This is a genomic window from Citrobacter amalonaticus (genome assembly GCF_037053465.1).
In the GTDB taxonomy this organism is placed as follows: Bacteria; Pseudomonadota; Gammaproteobacteria; order Enterobacterales; family Enterobacteriaceae; genus Citrobacter_A; species Citrobacter_A amalonaticus_H.
The window spans coordinates 130,781-150,581 of the sequence record NZ_JBALIF010000010.1 but is presented as its reverse complement, the minus strand read 5'-3'; the positions used below and the strand labels follow the sequence as shown (position 1 = coordinate 150,581).

Sequence of the window (19,801 nt, the reverse complement as noted above, 5' to 3'; positions counted from 1 at the left end):
TAAACTTCGTAATGAATTACGTGTTCACTCTTCGAGACTTGGTATTCATTTTTCGTCTTGCGACGTTAAGAATTCCTGTCACTTTGAGTGCCCACACAGATTGTCTGATAAATTGTTAAAGAGCAGTGCCGCTTCGCTTTTTCTCAGCGGCGCGGGGTGTGCATAATACGCTTTCCCGCTTCAGAGTCAAGCATTTATTTTGCTTTTCCCTGCCGGAATTCATCGCTGAACCCCGCTGACCCGGCGGCTTGCGTGCCGTTGTTCCGTGTCAGTGGTGGCGCATTATAGGGAGTTATTCCGGACTGACAAGGGGAATTTAAAAATTATTTATCAACCGCGCAATATTTACCCAAAATGGATTTAAACCGCCAGTTTTTCGAGCGATTCGAAGCCATAGCGCTGCAAAACGGGCAATAATTGCTCTGTTTCCGGCGTCAACGCCATGCAATAAGCAATATTCGCATCCGTTGATTTCGCATCTGGCGCTTCATGCTCAAGTAGCCAGGCCGTTCGACGCGCAATCGCGGCCCCGGAATCCACTAACCGTGTGCCTTCTGGCAGGACTTGCAACAGTTCATCCTGTAATAGCGGGAAATGAGTGCAGCCAAGCACCACAGTATCAGGAGGTTCCGGCATCCGCAGCCACGGACGCAGGATCCGTTGCAACTCCTCCAGCGGCACGGGTTCACCATGCAGCTTCGCTTCCGCCAGTTCCACCAGCTCTGCGGAGCCCAGCATGGCGATTTGGCACTCATTGGCAAAGCGGGCGATAAGTTCATGCGTATAAGGACGCTTCACCGTCCCGCGTGTCGCCAGGAGACCGACCACACCATTTGCCGTTAAACGTGCGGCCGGTTTGATGGCTGGAACGACACCCACGACAGGAAAAGCGAATTTCTCGCGAAGTGCAGGAAGAGAGACGGTGCTGGCCGTATTACAGGCGATAACCGCCAGAGCCAGGGGGTAACGCTGTTGTACTGCTGTCACAATCTCAACAACGCGTTCAACGATAAACGCCTCACTCTTCTCCCCGTAAGGAAATGCGACGTTATCAAAAGCGTATATATAGTGGAGATCCGGCAGGAGTTGTCGAATCTCATCATAGACCGACAGCCCACCGACACCGGAATCAAATACCAGTACGGTGGGTCGTGGATCAGAAGGTGTAGCTGCCAGACAAGGTGTATTCCCGTCCTGCAGTTTGGTAGCCATAAACTGTCTCGTAATCTTTATCGAACAGGTTAGCTATTTTACCACGAACTGTGAGGTGTGAGGTGACCGGATATGAAAGTCCGATATCCCACACGCTCAACCCTCCCATTTTTACCTTACGCGAATTGTCATAGTCGTAATCGTAACGCTCGCCAATATACTGATAGGTCACATCCCAGCCCAGATCGTAGACCTGTCCGCTCAGCTCATACTTCACCTGTTGTTTAGCGCGGCGATAAAGCTGCTGATCGGTTTCATCATCACGTGGATCAACATACTGCAACGTCAGGCGATGATCGACCGGCCCGGTTGTCAGGTTCCCCGTCCATTCCAGACCTTTGATGGTCGCGGATTTGACGTTGAAGTAGGTATTGTTGTTGTAGTCGATCAGGTTCTGAATTTTGTAGCGGTAGGTCGACAAGCGCCAGTCAACCGGCCCTGTGAGTCCTTCTAACCCGGCTTCCCACTGCTTCGACTCTTCTGGCTTCAGGTTTGGATTAGAGGCGATACCAAATCGCTCTGCGCCAAACTGCTGACCCAATGACGGCGCCAGGAAGCCTGTGCCATAGGAGAGTGTCACTTTATAGTCCTCAACAAACTGCCATCCCGCCGCGGTTTGCCAGGTACCATGCCAGCCAAACTGATCATCATGATCTTCACGACCAGACGCCTCCAGCGTTACGCTGTCAATCTGCTGTTGACCGGTCAGATAGAGCCCGGTGTTATCACGCTTGTAGTTGTCTTTCCCATACTCGCCAAAGGACATCAGCTTTTCTTGTTTCCAGTCAGCACCAGCACTGATCGCGCCATGCCCCACAACAACATTGTTGCCCCACTGGATATAGCGCTGTTCCATGTCATCAAGGCTGTAGCCTGTCGCGTAACGCCCGTTCAGGCTGCTGTAGTTATAGTCCTTAATGCGCTGGTAATTGGCGACCAGTTGCGAAGAATAGACACCCGAATTGAAGCGTAACCCGGTATCCCACGACTGCGTGTAATTCTGATGCTCGTCGTTTCCGCCGTCATAGCCCCAGTTACCCTGGTCATAATCAGCGTTACTCGCATAGCCATAGCCACGGAAGTAGCCATCAAATTGATCGTTGAATTTATGTTCTACGCCACCCCAGAACAGCTTATTGCGATAACCATCGCGGTCGCTATCACCGCTGTAGCTGGAGCGCGGCTGAACATCGAAGCCTTTGGTGGTCTGATAAGCCCCGGCCGCGGTTACCACGGTATCGCCAAAGCGCTGGCGCCAGGTACCGTCATATTGCTGATAGCCTTTCGAACCAACGCCCGCATTGATCTGTGAACGCTCCTCATCCGCCATAGTGATGATATTGACGACGCCGCCAATCGCGCCGGAACCATAAATCGCCGAACGCGGACCACGGATATATTCGATGCGTTGCACCAGCGAGACCGGGATCTGGTCGATATCAGAGTCATTTGAAATACCCGGACGAGCGACCGGAATACCGTCAACTAACACCAGCACGTGTTTTGCTTCGGTTCCCCGGACAAAAAGAGAAGAACTCTGCCCCATCCCACCGTTTTGTGCGACATCGACGCCAGGCAGACGACGCATCACATCCAGAACGGTACGGGATTGCCAGCGCTCAATATCTTCACGGGTGACAATATCCGTCGGAGCCAGAACAGTGTTAACAGGTTGTTGAAAACGATTTGCAGTGACGACAAGCGTGTCAGAGGTGGCATCCTGTGCCCAACCAGAAAAAGCCGTGACGGAAAGCGCCGTCAACAGCGAAGTTTTTTTAATCATTGTAAAGCATCCATAATATATGAAGGATGCCGCAGGCCCCACCGATAGTACGCGATGATGGAAACCAGTTGCGACGTCAGCCGGCAGGTCTTCGGGCTTGGAAGGTTATCCTTTTCAGGGATAGCAGAAATGAAGACTTCCCACCCGAAGGCAGTGTCTGCTTACGCTCTCATTTCACCTTTCCTTACCGCTGCGCGTCAGCTCCAGATTCACACTGGATTCCCTTTTAACTCACAGGACCGGCACACAAATGCTACCGTCTGCTACAACTTACTGTCCAGACAGTTTGTTAAATATGAGAAATCATCAATGACTGGACATCTGTTGAGCAATCCCTACAATCCCCGCGTACTTTTACTATTCAGGATGCATCATGACCCCCGAACACCTTCCGACAGAACAGTATGACGCGCAGCTCGCCGAAAAAGTGGGGCGCTTGCAGAGTATGATGGCGCCCTTTTCTGGCCTGGTTCCGGAAGTGTTTCGCTCACCGGTCAGTCACTACCGTATGCGTGCGGAGTTTCGCATCTGGCACGACGGCGATGATCTGTACCACATCATGTTTGATCAGCAGACCAAAAGCCGGATCCGCGTCGATAGCTTCCCGGCGGCAAGTGAACTGATTAACCAACTGATGACGGCGATGATCGCCGGCGTACGCGACAATCACATACTGCGCCACAAGCTGTTCCAGATTGATTACCTCACTACGATGAGTAATCAGGCGGTGGTTTCCCTGCTGTATCATAAAAAGCTGGATGAGGAGTGGCGTGAAGCGGCCGAAACGCTTCGCAACGCGCTGCGCGCACAAAGCCTGAACGTCCATCTGATCGGCCGCGCGACGAAAACCAAAATCACGCTGGATCAGGATTACATCGATGAACGGTTGCCGGTTGCAGGCAAAGAGATGATCTACCGTCAGGTCGAGAATAGCTTTACGCAGCCCAATGCAGCAATGAACATTCAGATGCTGGAATGGGCGCTGGATGCCACTAAAGGGTCGCAAGGCGATCTGCTTGAGCTGTACTGCGGAAACGGTAATTTTTCGTTAGCGCTGGCGCGTAACTTTGACCGCGTCCTGGCGACTGAAATTGCCAAACCGTCCGTTGCCGCAGCGCAGTACAATATTGCGGCGAACCAGATTGATAATGTGCAGATTATCCGCATGGCGGCTGAAGAGTTCACTCAGGCAATGAACGGGGTACGCGAGTTTAACCGCTTGCAGGGGATTGATCTAAAAAGCTATCAGTGCGAAACCATTTTTGTCGACCCGCCACGCAGCGGCCTGGACAGTGAAACGGAGAAGATGGTGCAGGCGTATCCGCGCATTCTGTACATCTCCTGCAATCCGGAGACACTGTGTAAGAATCTGGAAACACTGAGCCAGACGCACAATGTGTCACGTCTGGCGCTGTTTGATCAGTTCCCGTATACGCACCACATGGAGTGCGGGGTGTTGTTGACGGCAAAATGATACGTTGTAGGCCTGATAAGCGCAGCGCCATCAGGCAATACCGCGCCGGATAGCGGCATAAATGCCTTATCCGGCCTGGACACCGACAGTTTTTATTCCGACACTTCCTGCTTGCGGTTACGCATTTTTACACCGATCCAGAAGACCAGAACAACCGACAGCACCGCCGGGAAGAAGTTGGAACCGATGTCCGGATACTCCGCACGCACCACAGTGCTGTAGAGCAGCACACCGAGAATAAAGCAGGCGGCGGCCAGACCCGGTAACCCCACAGGCATGGTGCGATTCTGGTAGCGTTGATGCAGACAATAGACTGTCAGCACCAGCGAGATAATCGGGAATACAGAGAACGGCACGATGGAACTAAACAGCGCCGCGAATGTACCATTGATCGACAAGCCAGCGACCAGCGCCAGCAACAGCGTACCTTTATCCTGAACTGACTGTTTCATTGCTCTTCCTTCACATGTCCCGGAATGAGGGACATCTTCTCTTGTTCACGGCGATACCAGTAATAAGCCCCTTTCGCAATCATGCGCAGTTGCAGTACCAGTCGCTCTTCTAACTGTCGGCGTTGTTCCGCGCCCACATCCAACGCCTCGGCGCCAGCACTGAAAACAATCGTCACCATCGCTTCGGCTTGTGCTTCAGTAAACGCACGAGGCATATGATTTTCGAGTTCCAGATAGTCCGCAAGTTCCGCAATAAAGTGCTGAATTTCTCGCGCAACGGCGGCACGAAACGCGGCAGAGGTTCCCGAACGTTCACGCAATAATAAACGGAAGGCGTTAGGGTTGTTACCGATGAACTCCATAAATGTAGAGACCGAGGTACGGATCACACTCCCGCCCTTGGCAATACGTTGCCGCGCCTGTCGCATCAGTTGGCGCAGCATTAAGCCGCTTTCATCCACCATGGTCAGGCCGAGTTCATCAACATCACGGAAATGACGATAAAAGGAGGTTGGCGCAATGCCCGCTTCACGTGCGACTTCACGCAAACTGAGGCTGGCGAAGCTACGCTCCGCGCTCAGTTGACTAAATGCGGCTTCTACCAACGAACGCCGGGTTTTTTCTTTTTGCTGCGCTCTAACGCCCATCACGATATCTGAATCCTTCCGTATGCCCTGGCTGGCACTATACCAGAGTTCAAAGTTAATCTGTTTGTTCAGCGTTGTGAATGCTTGTTTACGCGCAGTTTGTGCTTCGGCTTCGCAAAAAAGCACAACGATAATTGGGTTATCCCGGCAATGATGTTACTATTCTGTTGCTTTTATGTATAAGAACAGGTAAGCCTTACCATGCCACATTCCTACGATTACGATGCCATAGTAATAGGTTCCGGCCCCGGCGGCGAAGGCGCTGCGATGGGTCTGGTTAAGCAAGGAGCGCACGTTGCCGTTATCGAGCGTTATCATAACGTTGGCGGCGGTTGTACCCACTGGGGCACCATCCCATCGAAAGCGCTCCGCCACGCAGTCAGTCGTATTATCGAATTTAATCAGAATCCTCTGTACAGCGATCACTCCCGTCTGCTTCGATCCTCTTTCGCCGATATTCTCAACCATGCCGACAACGTGATTAATCAGCAAACACGGATGCGACAAGGTTTTTATGAGCGTAATCACTGTGAAATCCTGCAGGGTAACGCTCATTTTGTTGACGAACATACCCTGGCGCTGGAATGTCATGACGGTACGGTTGAAACCCTGACGGCAGAAAAGTTTGTCATTGCCTGCGGATCACGTCCTTATCATCCAACAGACGTGGATTTCTCGCATCCGCGCATTTACGACAGCGATTCCATTCTCAGCCTGCACCATGAACCTCGCCACGTTATCATTTATGGCGCGGGGGTGATTGGCTGTGAATATGCGTCGATCTTCCGCGGAATGGACGTCAAAGTTGACCTCATTAACACCCGAGATCGTCTGCTGGCCTTCCTCGATCAAGAGATGTCCGACTCCCTCTCTTACCACTTCTGGAACAGCGGCGTCGTCATTCGCCACAATGAAGAGTATGAAAAGATTGAAGGGTGTGACGACGGCGTGATCATGCACCTGAAATCAGGTAAGAAGCTGAAAGCCGACTGCCTGCTGTATGCCAACGGTCGTACCGGGAACACGGACTCACTGGCGTTGCAAAACATCGGACTGGAAACTGACAGCCGTGGACAGCTCAAAGTCAACAGCATGTACCAGACCGCCCTGCCGCACATCTACGCCGTAGGGGATGTGATTGGCTACCCAAGCCTCGCCTCAGCCGCTTACGACCAGGGGCGCATAGCGGCCCAGGCGTTAGTGAAAGGTGAAGCGACCGCGCACCTGATTGAAGATATTCCCACCGGGATTTACACCATTCCGGAGATCAGTTCCGTCGGCAAAACTGAACAGCAACTGACCGCAATGAAAGTGCCTTACGAGGTGGGTCGCGCCCAGTTTAAACATCTGGCGCGGGCGCAAATCGTCGGCATGAATGTGGGTACCCTGAAGATTTTATTCCATCGGGATACGAAAGAGATTCTGGGGATCCACTGCTTTGGCGAGCGCGCAGCCGAGATTATTCATATCGGTCAGGCGATTATGGAGCAAAAAGGTGGTGGTAACACAATCGAGTACTTCGTTAACACCACCTTTAACTACCCGACCATGGCAGAAGCCTATCGGGTTGCCGCGTTAAATGGCTTAAACCGCCTTTTTTAACGCGTTGTCGAAATGGCCATCCATCGCACCACGGATGGCCTCTGCCAGTTGCTCATAGCGACTGCGCAGCGGTGATCCCGGACGATAAACCAGCCCTACCGTACGGCGTGGTTCCGGTTTAATGCAAGGCAGATACACGACACCATCACGCTTACGTTCCTGCGGAACGGCCAGCGCTGGCAGCAAGGTAATACCGCTTCCCGCCGCAACCATATTGCGCAACGTTTCCAGACTGGTCGCCCGGAAGTGGGTGTCTTCGTCAGCACCGGCTTCAAAGCAGAAGCCCAGCGCCTGATCGCGCAGACAGTGACCGTCTTCCAGCATCAGCAGTTTTTCACCCGCCAGATCCGACATCGGTACGCATTCACGATTCGCCCACGGGTGATCGTCGTAGATCGCCAGTAGCATAGGCTCATCGTACAGCGGCACTTCGATAAAGGGCTCGCTCTCTTTCACCAGCGCCAGAATCACGCAATCGAGCTTGCCGCTGTCCAGTTGCGCCAACAACTGATGGGTCTGCGCTTCATGCAGATACATTTCCAGCTTCGGGAACGTCTGGTGCAGCATCGGAATAATATGCGGCAGCAGATAAGGGCCAACGGTGGGAATCAAACCAATGTGCAACGGGCCTGACATGGTCTCACCTTGCTGGCTTGCCATCTCCTTGAGCACTTTGACCTCACGCAGTACGGTGCGAGCCTGATCCACCAGCAGTAAACCTGCCTGGGTGAACAGAACCTTACGACTCGTCCGCTCCAGTAGCATGACGCCCAGCTCATCTTCCAGCTTGCGGATCTGCCCGCTCAGCGTCGGCTGACTGACATGGCAGGAGTCCGCCGCGCGCCGGAAGTGGCGGTGTTCGGCTAATGCTACCAGGTATTCAAGATCACGAATATTCATTATTCATCCTCCATCGCCACGATAGTTCATGGCGATAGGTAGCATAGCAATGAACGATTATCCCTATCAAGCTTTCTGATTAATAATACATCACAGAAACGGAGCGGTATCGTTTAACCCTTGAAACCACTGCCCGTTCAGAGAGTTTCTCTCAAACCCAAATAACTAAAGCCAACGTGAACTTTTGCGGACCCCATGGTCCGCTTTTTTTTACGTAAAAAAGCCCGGCTTAACGCCAGGCGAGGGTAACTCTGTTACGCGCTGTTAATCGCAACCCACAGAACTCAGGGCATCTGCGACACGCCTGAACCGCTCAAACCGTCTGCGCAGCAATTGATGTTTCTCTGCATCCGGTACCAGACGAATCACCGGCGTCTGGGTCGCGTTAATCGCCTGTTCGAAACCGGGATAATCCCCTGCACCTACGGCCGCACACATCGCCGCTGCCCGGCATCCAGACTGCGCCACATCCACGATCTCAAGCGGAAGATTACTGGCATCACAAAACATCTGCATCCAGATGCGTGAATGCGTAGGGCCGCCGGTAAAACGAAGGGTTTGGATGCCTTCACTGAGCTGCAACAATTTGTCCTGATGCAGCAAATGGGAAAACACAATCCCCTGATAGATGGCGAAAACCATGTCCTCCGCGTTGTGATGCCCCCTCACCCCAAAGAACCCACCACTCAATGAATCACAATAATTCGAGCCATACAGCCAGGGGAAAAACAGAATGCTGTCAGGTTTCTCATACCCACGCGCCACCCATTGATTGAGGGTGTCATGATCATCCTTTAAGTCCGGGAAAAAATGCTGAATAAACCACGTCAGGTTACTGGCGGAGGTGGGGCTACCTTCATGAGCAAAATAGCGCCCCGGAATACTGAATTTACCCCATACATACGGATAATCCGCCGGAATAATGCGCTCAAAAACGCGGGTGGCAATCGACCAGGTTCCGGCGACAGCGCTTAATTGAGAGCTGTCATAGACGCCGGACGTGATGGCTGCGCCGACGACATCAAACAGCCCACCAAAGACGGGCGTTCCTGCTTTCAATCCACATAATGCCGCAGCTTCAGGCGTGAGCGTCCCCGCCTGCTCTGCCGAGCCAATCACCTTCGGCATGCATTCGATCATCTCCTCTATGCCGAACAGGGTAAACAGCGTTGGGTCGAAAGCATTACGCTGCAAATTAAATAACTGACTGCCCGAAATATTGGTCTCTTCGCAGGTAAACGTCGACGTCAGACGAAAACGAATATAGTCGTGAGCCATCAACACATAGCCCGTTCGCGCATAGTTTTCCGGTTCATGCTGTTTCAGCCACCTCAGCAGGGCCGCAGGATGTGAAGGCCACAACTGCTGAAAACTGTGTGGATAGGCCAGACAATCGATCTCCTGCGCTTTCCAGTCTGCGACCAAAGACTGCGCCCGCGAATCCGAAGAAACAATCCCGTTGCGTACCGGCCTTCCTGACTTATCCACCAGGTAAAGGCCTTTGCCGTGTGAGGAAAAACCAATCCCACGAATCTGTTCCGCCGACAGATGACTTTCAGCCAGCGCACGCCGGATCACCTCACAGGTAGCCCGCCAGAGATCTTCCATATCGCGTTCGCAAAAACCCGGCTGTGGGCTGAGGAGTGGTAAGGTCTGTGCTGCCACCGCGATTTCCTGGCCCTCGGCGGTATAGATACCCGCCTTGGTAACGGTGCCGCCCAAATCAATGCCCATAAAGTAATGGTTCATTGTCTTCTCCCAGGCCAGCGACAAGCGACCGATCGTCATACCATCCCGCCGCCTGCATCTTACTTTCTATCCACTGGCGCGCATGGATAATTTCCAGTAGCGGTTCGGTGGATTTTTCTGTCCACATCTCAATCAGGAATGTGCCGCGATAGTTCAGGCGACGTAAAATTTTGAACAACTTCACAAAGTCCACACAGCCCTCACCAAAGGGAACATCACGAAATTGCCCAGGGGACTCAGAGGTCACCGCAAAGGTATCTTTAAGATGGATGGCTGCAATCCGGTCGATACCTTTTGCCAGTTCGCTCTCCAGCTCATTGCCCCATGCAGTGAGATTGCCGACGTCCGGATAAACGGTAAACCACGGAGAATTGATTTTCGCATCCAGCACTTTCCATTTACTGATGGAGTTAATGAAAGGCGTATCCATAATTTCCACCGCACACATCACTTGCGCAGCCGCAGCCTGCTCCGCCACCCAGCCCATCGCCTCTTCAAATGAGGCGATGGTGTTGTCATTTTGCGGTTCATAGTAAACGTCATACCCGGCAAGCTGGATGGTGCGAATCCCCAAATCCTGCGCCAGTCGTAGCGCTTTTTGCATGATCACTCGCGCCTGCTGGCGAATATCGCTGTCGTGGCTGCCGAACGGAAATCGACGGTGCGCAGATAAACACAGCGTCGGAATACGTACGCCGGTTTTTTGAATCGCACTAATGACCTCCATGCGTTCGGCAAGCGACCAGTCCAGACGAGCCAGTCGCTCCTCACTTTCATCCACCGACATCTCAACAAAATCGAAACCGCATGATTTCGCCAGAGCCAGTTTTTCTACCCAACTGGTGTTCCTGGGGAGCGCCTTTTCATAAATACCTAATGGATGGCTACGCATTATCTTCCCTCGCGAGTGGCCAGTTGTTGTTGAAATGCTTTCCGGCTGTTATTCATGGCACGCCGCGCCTGCCATTTCTGTTTAAAGAATTTGAATGCCAGGGCGGCGATCAGCGTCATTCCCCAAACGGCCAGATTGAAATGTAGACTCAGCCCGGACAGGCTTAATCCTGTGGCGATCACCTGGAGTACCAACAGCGCGCAAAAGACATGAGCGACTTTTCCAACCCCACCGAACGGGTCAGTACCGCCCAACACAATCGCCAGCACGGTAAGCAGGAGATAAGAATCGCCATAGCCCATACGTGCAGAGTTAAAGCGGGCCAGCATAATAAGTCCGGCCAGAACGCAGAGCAGACTGGAAAGGGCATAAATCGCAATCAGCACGCGGTCGGTGCGAATACCGCTAAACCAGGTCGCATTGATATTGCTTCCGCACATGTAGATCACTTTCCCCGTGCGGGTTTTTCCGAGAAACAGCGCCAGCATGATCGTCGTGACGATAAAAATCACCATAGGAACCGGGACGCCACAAATCACGTCCGATCCTATACTGCGGACAATGGGCGGCATTCCACTGAGCGCGGCGCCCTTGGTGAGATAAATACCTATGCCGCTGATGATCGTCATGCTGCCCAGCGTCACCAGGATCGGGTGAGCCCCGACCCGGGAAATAATCATCCCGGTTATGGCGCCTATGGCGACGGCAATCATCATCGCTCCCAGTAGCGCCACAAATAGCCACCCCAATTGCGAAGCGATGGACGCATCCGCAGGCACAAACTGAATGAATAACCAGGCCATAAACAGACTGGTCAGATTCGCGGTACCGATAATGGCCAGATTCAGCCCGCCACTCAGCATGGGGACAAACATCGCGAAGGTGAGCAGCCCCAGTTCCGGTAACTGGAAGGCAATGCTCAGAAACGTATTATCGGTAAAAAACCGTCCTGGCATCGCCAGACTAAACGCCACCACAGCCAAAAAACAGATCGCCAGTAGACCGGAGCTGGTGCCATCGATTGGTAAAAATGCCTGTTTTTTCATTTCAAGCCCCCTGTCAGACGAAACCAACGTCCGTTTCTTTACGCTTTTTGTAATGGGTGACGCAGATTGCCGAGACAATGACCACCCCAATGACGATATTGACGAAGTAACTGGACACACCTACCAGGTTGAGGCCATTTTTGAGAATACCGATAAGAAACACGCCCATCAGCGTACCAATCACTGAACCGCGCCCACCGGATAAGCTCGCCCCACCCAGCACCGCCGCCGCCAGAACATCCAGCTCACCACCGACTAGCGCATTGGGAACCACCTCACTCATACGGTACGCCTGTAACATTCCGCCAATCGCCGCCGCCGCGCCAAGATAGCCATAGGCGAACAGATAAATCAGTGAGACCCGGATACCGATGCGCCGCGCCGATTCAGTGCTACCGCCCACGGCATACAGTTGACGCCCGATATGCGTTTTATTCATCACTATCCAGGTGATGCCGGCCATGCCCAACATCACCGCCAGCGGCAAACCGACCTGATACGTTTCCCCTTCAAAACCAAAGCTAAAAAGGGATCGCTGCGTCACCCACCAGTCGGGTAAGTCGTAAATGCTATGGCCGTTGGTCAGCCACATCAGCATGCCGAACAGCAGTGACTGCATACTGATGGTGATAATGATGGAAACCACATTGAGGTAATAAATAAGCACTGCGTTAATCAGGCCGAATATCACCCCCAGCGCGATCGCCAGTCCAAGACACAACAAGGGGTTGGCAATCATTCCATTGAGCAGCAACGACGCCACCACGTACTGAACGACGGAAGCGACGGCGGCAAATGAAATATCAATGCCTCCGGTTACCAGAACGACAAACAAGCCGAGAGCAAAAATGCCCGTGACGGCATAGCTTTCGGTCAAATCCAGCAGATTCTGAATCGACAGGAACTCATCGCTCATCAGAGCAAAAAACGCCAGCATCAGAACAATGACCCACCCCAGCCAGCCTTCAACCGAGCGTGGAAACCGGAGCTGCAATACACTAGCCATTAATCACCTCCGCGAGCTGCTGTTCGGTATAATCAGAAGGCAGCAGTTCATTAATAATCCTTCCACGCTGCATGTGAAAAATACGATCGCAGTTGTACCAGGCTTCTGGCGCTTCATCGGTAATCAGCAACACGGAAATACCCACTCCAGAGAGCCGATGAATAAGCTGATAAATACTGTCTTTCGCACCGATATCAACACCAACGGTTGGCGCATCAAGAATCAGGACTTTCGGACGGGTTAAAATCCATTTCGCCAGCACCACTTTTTGCTGATTGCCGCCAGAAAGCGTGGACAGAGGGTTATTCGGATCGGTGACTTTAATATCCAGATCCTGAATCCACTCTTTAACAAGAGTCGCCTGACGCTTTTCATCAATGCACTGCCACGGTGTTTTTAACCGATCGAGGATTGAGAGCACCATATTGTCGCTGACCGACTGTGGCAAAACGGCGCCTAATGTCAGACGATCTTCAGAGACATAAGCAATTCCGAGCTTTGCGGCTTGCGTATTATCTTTAATCACCACTTTTTTCCCCTCCAGATAAATATCACCGCTATCCGGATGGGTAATGCCAAAAAGACTCAACGCCAGTTCCGTTCGTCCTGAGCCTAATAAACCACATAACCCCAACACTTCACCCTGATGAAGCTGGAAAGAAATATCGTCAAACTGCCCTTTCCGGCTCAATTTATTCAATTCAAGAACGACTTTTCCGCCAATACTGTTCGGCAACTTTTTCTGATGAACGATGGTTTTACCGGTCATTAGTTCAGTAATTCGCCCCGGTGACAGTGCATCTGCGGCCCAGGTGCCGATAATCTCGCCATCGCGAATCACCGTAATACGGTCGGAAATTTCTTTCACTTCATCCAGACGATGGCTGACAAAAACCACCGTAATATTTTTCTCGCGAAGATAATTCACCGTGCGTAAAAGCTGCTTAACTTCAGTGCGAGTCAGTGACGCCGTGGGTTCATCCATAATGACCAGCCGGGCTTCCGCCACCAGCGCACGGCAAATAGCCACCTGCTGGCGTTGGGCTATCGGCAAATGCTGAACCAGCGCGTCCGCATCGAGGTTAAAATTCAATTCCTGGATTATTTTCTGCGATACGGCTTTCAGATGAGATTTTTTATGCCAACGCAAATACCCTTTCAGGTTGTATTCAAAGGCAATATTTTCCGCCACCGTCAGGTTAGGAAATAAGGAGAGGTCCTGGTAAATCACCTGAATGCCTAATTCGCGCGCCTTATCAGGTGAGAGTCTGGACCAGGACTTATCATCAATAATAATTTCGCTACCGGTATCCGGGGTATAAACACCGCTCAGTGTTTTTATCAACGTGCTTTTACCACAGCCGTTTGCCCCTGCAAGACAGTGGACCTCACCTTTATTTAACGTGAGATGAATATTTTTTAATGCCTGATGGCCGCCAAAGCTTTTAGTCAGTGATTTCAATGTCACTAACGGCTCACCCGAATTTCGCTCTGCACTTTGAGGCATCGTGCTACTCCTGAACGACGAAAGGATGTCCGGGCCAATGACGGCCCGGCAGTGCAAATGGATTACAGACCTAATTTCACTAAACGTCTGGTATTTTCCAGATCGAGTTTTTCCGGGTTATCGCTCAGAATGGTGTTGTTCTGAACTTTAATTTCCCCCATATCGCCAAGTTTTACGCCATCTTTGATGGGTTCGCCGTTCATCATGGCGGTTGCGACCTGGACAAAAACTTTACCCGCTGTCATCGGATTAGAAATATAGCCGCCGTCAATGGCCCCTTTTTCCAGCAACTTAATTCCCTGACCGGGTGTGAAAGTACCAAATACGCAAATCGCATCGTTTTTCTTACGCTTATCAATTGCGCGGCCAGCGCCGATCGGACCTTGTGAACCAAACGACATAATGCCTTTGAGATCTTTATATTTAGACATCAGGTCGTTGGCAGTACGCATCGAATCATCGACTGACTCCGCCACGCCAAAGCGATCCTCCACCAGTGTCATTTTCGGGTAGTGCTCTTTTTGGTACGCAATTGCGGCATCAGCCCAGTCATTGACCAGGGGAACGGTCAGACTGCCCACAAACATGGCGTATTTGCCCTCTTCACCCATACATTTCGCCATGTCTTTCATATGGTTGGCGCCCATTGTTTGGGTGTTCAGCAATTCAAAATCCCAGTCAGCATTGGCCTGGTCTGGCGACTCATGAGTAATAACTTTGATACCCGCTTCCTGAGCGCGCTTCAGCACAGGCTCCAGAACTTTTGCATCATTTGGTACAACACCAATCACATCGACCTTTTTGGCAATTAAATCTTCAATCGCGCGGACCTGCTCCGCCGGATCCGCAGTCGTTGGCCCGACTTGCCAGGCATTAACGCCCAATGCTTTGCCTTCTTCCTTAATGCCTTGTTCCATCACGTTAAACCACGGAATGCCCCCGACTTTGACCACCACGCCCATCGTAAAAGGCTTGTTGGCTTTCTGCGGTGTGGCGGTTTGTTCCGCCCACGCCGCAGTAGACGTTAAAACAGCAGTAATCAGGCAGGGTAAGAGTAATTTTTTCATCGTAATTTCCTTAAGAAATAGCGTTATATGTCAGGAAAACCCGATAAAAATATCAGCCTGACCTTTTATTCATTTCGACTTTTCTCTGGTACTGGCTAAATAATCGGGTAGCGACCTCAATTATTCAGTAAACGATTTACACCAATCACTTATTGACTTCGACGATATTTAACTGAGGATGCAAATTACGGTAACGATCATCACGGCAACTGTCGGTGACCATAATATCAATTTCATCCAGCATACATATTTTACTAAAGGCAAACTGCTCGAATTTACTGGAGTCAACCATTAATATTTTTTGTGCTGAAACCTGGAGCATAACCTGTTTTAGTCTGGCATTGATCTCACTGCCATCACGAATACCGTTTTCCAGATTCACCCCCTGGCAGGAGAAAAAGAAACTGTTAATCTGAAAATTTCTGATAGCGTTTTCCGCAACCGGACCATGAAAATCATCATGACGTTCTGAATACTCACCGCCGACACCAATTATGCGGACTTTATCCCGGCAAGCCAGCGCCTGGATAATACGGAGCGAGTTGGTCACGACGGTGATATCAATATCCGGAATTTGTCTGGCCAGAAACCAACAGGTACTGCTGTTATCCATTAATATGCAATCACCGGGATGAATAAACTGGAGCGCAGCCTTGGTGATTTTGGCTTTGATATCCGGATTTTCTTCGGTACGCTTGCGAAATGATTCCGCACGATCCACGCTGTTTATCTGTCTGGCGTTATCTTCAAAAGCGACCGACGTAACGTCCGGCATATCCAGGGAAACCGCGCCCCCAAAGCTACGAGTCAGCTTCTTATTCTTTTCCAGCTTTGTCAGATCCCGACGAATCGTTTCCTGCGATACCTGACATAATTGCGACAGCTCCGCAACGCGCACCGCTCCAAGTTTTTGCACATGCGCACAAATCATTTTATAGCGTTCTGCCTGCAACATAATATCGACCTACAACAACCGATTTCATCATGACGCTATAATTAATCTTTTTGCTGTAAATTAAAGTGAGTCGTGTCAAGGATCGTTTTGCGAGAATAACATACCGCCAGCAGCGCGACAGAAATCATCAATCACAATGTAACAAAAAGAGAACCCGGCAAAATAAAGTGATATGCATCACATATTACCCTCTTTTTGTTTCGTGAATTCCACAACAAAACCTCATATCGGGCATTAACGGGCATACAGGCAAACACATTTTATGCCCGAATTCTTCCGAGTTAGCCCGTTTTCGTGGTTTTATCCGCCTGCAACGACCGTCCATATTTTACATCTCCTATATTCGGCGTAATTTAAATAACCATTCCTTCATCTTAGAAAAATTAATAAAAGCACAGGCCTGCGCTTTTATTAAACATTAAAATGGTAATTCAGGAGTTCAGAATGAATACGCTGAAACAAAACGTGCTTGACGCTAATTTATCCCTGCCCGTGCATCAACTGGTCACTTTCACCTGGGGAAATGTTAGCGGTATCGATCGTGAAAAAGGGCTCATGGTCATCAAACCCTCAGGGGTCGAATATAATAACATGTGCCTGGATGATATGGTCGTTATTGATATTCACAGCGGAAAAGTCGTCGAAGGGAATAAAAAGCCCTCATCTGATACAGATACTCACCTGGCGCTATATCAGGCCTTTCCTGAAATTGGCGGTATTGTTCATACCCATTCTCGCCACGCCACCATCTGGTCGCAGGCGAGGAAAGATTTGATGCCGCTGGGGACTACCCACGCAGATTATTTTTATGGTGCCATTCCTTGTACACGCCCGATGCGGGATGACGAAATCAACGGACGCTATGAATACGACACCGGCAACGTCATTATTGAAACCTTTAAACAACGGGGGATTTCTCCCCGCGATATTCCTGCGGTACTGGTCAACAGTCATGGACCTTTTGCCTGGGGAACCGATCCGGCAAATGCCGTGCATAACGCGGTAGTGCTGGAAGAAATAGCCTACATGAATTTGTTCACCCAGCAGTTACAACCCCAGCTTACCGCCATGCAGCAAACGTTACTGGATAAGCACTTTCTAAGGAAACATGGCGCAAATGCCTATTACGGCCAGTGAGATGTGGCCTGAAGGCGTAAAAAAGCCCGGCGTAACGCCAGGCTCTTAAATCCTGTTGCCGGATGGCGGCTGATGCCTTATCCGGCCTACAAACCGAATAGCCGTCAGGCGAGACGCGCTTTCGCATAGCTGATAGCTTGTGCGACCTGCTGTGGCGAAACGCCGCCTTTTGCCGCACGCTTGTCCAGACAGGACTGCAACGCGAGGATCGGATAGACATCATCACCAATCACATTGCTGAATTTTTGCAGATCGGCGAGCGGTAGATCTTCCAGCGGTTTCCCCTGACGAATCGCCTCCACGACCGCTTCACCGACAATATGGTGTGCTTCACGGAACGGAACGCCCTTCGCAACCAGATAATCCGCCAGTTCGGTGGCGTTGGCATAACCCTGTTGCGCCGCTTCCTGACAGCGCGGACGTTTTACCTGGATGCCGTCCAGCACCAGCGCGGCCATATGCAGGCAGTCCAGCCAGGTGTCGAGGGCGTCGAACAGACCCTCTTTGTCTTCCTGCATATCTTTGTTATACGCCAGTGGTAAGCCTTTCAGCGTCATCATCATACCGGTTAACGCGCCCTGAACGCGGCCACATTTGCCACGAATCAGTTCCAGCGCATCCGGGTTTTTCTTCTGCGGCATCAGCGAAGAACCAGAAGTCACGCGGTCAGAAAGCTCAACAAAACCCGCTTCACCGGTATTAAAGAAAATCAGATCTTCAGCAAAACGCGACAGGTGAACCATGCCGATAGAGGCGTCGGACAGCAGTTCCAGTACATGATCGCGATCAGACACGCTGTCCAGGCTGTTACGCGTTGCTGACGCAAAACCCAGCCAGCCCGCCAGTTGTTCGCGATCGATTTCATAAGCTGTTCCTGCCAGCGCACCACAGCCTAACGGACTGACGTCCAGACGTTTCAGCGCATCCTGCAAACGGCTTTCGTCACGGGCGAGCATCTCGACATAGGCCAGGCACCAGTGCGCAAAGGTAACGGGCTGCGCACGTTGCAGGTGAGTATAGCCCGGCATCACCGCATCCTGGTTGTTATCCGCCGTCTCAACCAGCGCGCTTTGCAACTGGCGGTTCGCCGTGAGCAGTTCGGTGACCGTCTCTTTGCACCACAGTTTTAAATCAGTCGCGACCTGATCGTTACGGCTCCGCCCGGTATGCAGCTTTTTACCCAACTGACCCACTTTATCGATAAGGCGACTTTCCACCCAGCTATGAATATCTTCTGCGTCGCTTTCCAGGATTTGCTGAGGATTCGCACGTACCTCTTCCAGCAGAACATTAAGCGCCTCTTCAAGCTGAAGCTGTTCGTCAGCGGTTAATACGCCCACGGTGACTAGCGCTTTGGACCAGGCGACAGAGCCAACAATATCCTGTTCCGCCAGACGGTAATCAAAGCGCAACGAGTCGTTGAACTGTTTAAACCGCTGATCTGCTGCCTGAGTAAAACGCCCACCCCAAAGTGCCATAACTTGCTTCCTTAATTTCTTGAATTGCCGGATGGCGCTGCGCTAATCCGGCCTACAGGTTGTGTTTTCGTAGGCCCGATAAGGCGTAGCCGCCATCGGGCACAAAAAGAATTAAGCCAGAATACGTGTACCGATCGGCATACCGTTAAAGAGTGCCGGGAGTTGCTCTGCGTGACGCCAGGAGGCGATATCCACCGGACGCCCCAGCGTACGCGCTGCATCCAGCGCGGCATTCACCTTCACAATCATGCCATCGGTGATAATGCCCTGGTCAATCAATTGTTCCGCTTTCGCGGCGGTCATTTCAGCAATGCGCTGCCCTTTACCGTCGAGAATACCACTCACGTCGGAAAGCAAAATCAGATCCGCACCCAGCGTTGCCGCCAGCGCCGTCGCCGCCTGGTCCGCGTTCACGTTCATCAACTGCCCTTCTTCCGTCACTCCAATCGAGCTGACGACCGGCAGAAAACCATTTTCCAGCAGCGTGTTAATAAGCTTAGGCGAACCCGGCTGCGCGAGTCCGACATGGCCGAGCTCTTCGTCAAGCTGAGTCACTTTTACGCTATCGCCATCGCCAAGGTACAGACCTACGGAGGCGATGTGGTGTTTCTTCGCCCAGGCCAGCAGCGTTTTATTTGCCGTTCCCGCCAGCGCGCCAGTGATGATGTCGATCTGGTCGGCAGGCGTCACGCGCAGGCCGTTTTTCTTTTTCACCGGCAAATTGAGCCCTTTCATCAGCTCATCAACGACACAACCGCCGCCGTGCACAATGACCAGCGGACGCTGATGCGACTCACGATAGTTCACCAGCGCGGTAAAAAGACGCGCCAGCGCCTCTTCGCTATCCAGTAATACGCCACCCAGCTTGATAATTAATGGATTCATCATTGCACC

General features: G+C 51.6%; 17 protein-coding genes and 1 riboswitch. Of the genes, 3 read left to right on the top strand and 14 right to left on the bottom strand.

Features of this window, described 5'->3' with window-relative positions:
• Positions 1-360 precede the first annotated feature (360 nt).
• Positions 361-1,212, bottom strand: a complete 852-nt coding sequence (murI, locus tag WB371_RS17120; RefSeq protein ID WP_336221233.1) for a glutamate racemase — start codon at positions 1,210-1,212, stop codon at positions 361-363.
• Complete coding sequence (btuB, locus tag WB371_RS17115) at positions 1,157-2,995, bottom strand: TonB-dependent vitamin B12 receptor BtuB (protein WP_336221232.1); 1,839 nt, start codon at positions 2,993-2,995, stop codon at positions 1,157-1,159. The genes murI and btuB overlap by 56 nt, the downstream gene beginning before the upstream one ends.
• A 64-nt stretch (positions 2,996-3,059) precedes the next feature.
• A riboswitch (cobalamin riboswitch) is annotated at positions 3,060-3,254 on the bottom strand.
• Between the two features lie 114 nt (positions 3,255-3,368).
• On the opposite strand from btuB, the gene trmA reads away from it, so the two are divergent.
• Entirely contained in the window at positions 3,369-4,469 is a 1,101-nt protein-coding gene (trmA, locus tag WB371_RS17110) for a tRNA (uridine(54)-C5)-methyltransferase TrmA (RefSeq protein WP_336221231.1), read from the top strand.
• Between the two features lie 92 nt (positions 4,470-4,561).
• Here the strand turns inward: trmA and WB371_RS17105 are convergent, their stop codons facing one another.
• Together WB371_RS17105 and fabR are read right to left on the bottom strand one after the other, a co-directional pair.
• Positions 4,562-4,921, bottom strand: a complete 360-nt coding sequence (locus WB371_RS17105) for a YijD family membrane protein (protein ID WP_336221230.1) — start codon at positions 4,919-4,921, stop codon at positions 4,562-4,564.
• Positions 4,918-5,571, bottom strand: a complete 654-nt coding sequence (gene fabR / locus WB371_RS17100; protein WP_336221228.1) for an HTH-type transcriptional repressor FabR — start codon at positions 5,569-5,571, stop codon at positions 4,918-4,920. Before fabR ends, WB371_RS17105 begins: the two co-directional genes overlap by 4 nt.
• 198 nt (positions 5,572-5,769) lie before the next feature.
• Between fabR and sthA the strand changes: the two genes are divergently transcribed.
• Entirely contained in the window at positions 5,770-7,170 is a 1,401-nt protein-coding gene (sthA, locus tag WB371_RS17095; protein WP_336221227.1) for a Si-specific NAD(P)(+) transhydrogenase, read from the top strand.
• On the opposite strand, the gene oxyR is transcribed toward sthA, so the two are convergent.
• From oxyR to WB371_RS17055, 8 genes are all read right to left on the bottom strand, one after another.
• Positions 7,153-8,070, bottom strand: coding sequence for a DNA-binding transcriptional regulator OxyR (oxyR, locus tag WB371_RS17090; RefSeq protein ID WP_336221226.1), 918 nt, complete (start codon positions 8,068-8,070; stop codon positions 7,153-7,155). The genes sthA and oxyR overlap by 18 nt on opposite strands.
• Positions 8,071-8,334: 264 nt before the next feature.
• Positions 8,335-9,819 carry an FGGY-family carbohydrate kinase gene (locus WB371_RS17085; RefSeq protein WP_336221241.1) on the bottom strand — a complete coding sequence of 495 codons (1,485 nt, stop codon included), beginning with the start codon at positions 9,817-9,819 and terminating at the stop codon, positions 8,335-8,337.
• Complete coding sequence (locus WB371_RS17080; RefSeq protein ID WP_336221225.1) at positions 9,794-10,711, bottom strand: L-ribulose-5-phosphate 3-epimerase; 918 nt, start codon at positions 10,709-10,711, stop codon at positions 9,794-9,796. The genes WB371_RS17085 and WB371_RS17080 overlap by 26 nt, the downstream gene beginning before the upstream one ends.
• Complete coding sequence (locus WB371_RS17075) at positions 10,711-11,757, bottom strand: ABC transporter permease (RefSeq protein ID WP_336221224.1); 1,047 nt, start codon at positions 11,755-11,757, stop codon at positions 10,711-10,713. Before WB371_RS17075 ends, WB371_RS17080 begins: the two co-directional genes overlap by 1 nt.
• Positions 11,758-11,770: 13 nt before the next feature.
• Positions 11,771-12,763: an ABC transporter permease gene (locus tag WB371_RS17070; RefSeq protein WP_336221223.1), complete on the bottom strand. Its 993-nt coding sequence runs from the start codon at positions 12,761-12,763 to the stop codon at positions 11,771-11,773.
• The gene (locus tag WB371_RS17065) at positions 12,756-14,270 is read right to left on the bottom strand and encodes a sugar ABC transporter ATP-binding protein (protein ID WP_336221222.1); all 1,515 of its coding nucleotides are present in this window, start codon (positions 14,268-14,270) and stop codon (positions 12,756-12,758) included. Before WB371_RS17065 ends, WB371_RS17070 begins: the two co-directional genes overlap by 8 nt.
• A 62-nt stretch (positions 14,271-14,332) precedes the next feature.
• Complete coding sequence (locus WB371_RS17060) at positions 14,333-15,337, bottom strand: substrate-binding domain-containing protein (RefSeq protein ID WP_336221221.1); 1,005 nt, start codon at positions 15,335-15,337, stop codon at positions 14,333-14,335.
• A 145-nt stretch (positions 15,338-15,482) separates the two neighbouring features.
• Entirely contained in the window at positions 15,483-16,292 is an 810-nt protein-coding gene (locus tag WB371_RS17055; protein WP_336221220.1) for a DeoR/GlpR family DNA-binding transcription regulator, read from the bottom strand.
• Between the two features lie 444 nt (positions 16,293-16,736).
• Between WB371_RS17055 and araD the strand changes: the two genes are divergently transcribed.
• On the top strand, positions 16,737-17,429 hold the full coding sequence (gene araD / locus WB371_RS17050) for an L-ribulose-5-phosphate 4-epimerase (RefSeq protein WP_336221219.1): 693 nt from the start codon (positions 16,737-16,739) through the stop codon (positions 17,427-17,429).
• 104 nt (positions 17,430-17,533) lie between these two features.
• On the opposite strand, the gene argH is transcribed toward araD, so the two are convergent.
• Positions 17,534-18,907, bottom strand: a complete 1,374-nt coding sequence (argH, locus tag WB371_RS17045) for an argininosuccinate lyase (RefSeq protein ID WP_336221218.1) — start codon at positions 18,905-18,907, stop codon at positions 17,534-17,536.
• Positions 18,908-19,018: 111 nt separating this feature from the next.
• Positions 19,019-19,795, bottom strand: a complete 777-nt coding sequence (argB, locus tag WB371_RS17040) for an acetylglutamate kinase (RefSeq protein ID WP_336221217.1) — start codon at positions 19,793-19,795, stop codon at positions 19,019-19,021.
• Positions 19,796-19,801: the final 6 nt, after the last annotated feature.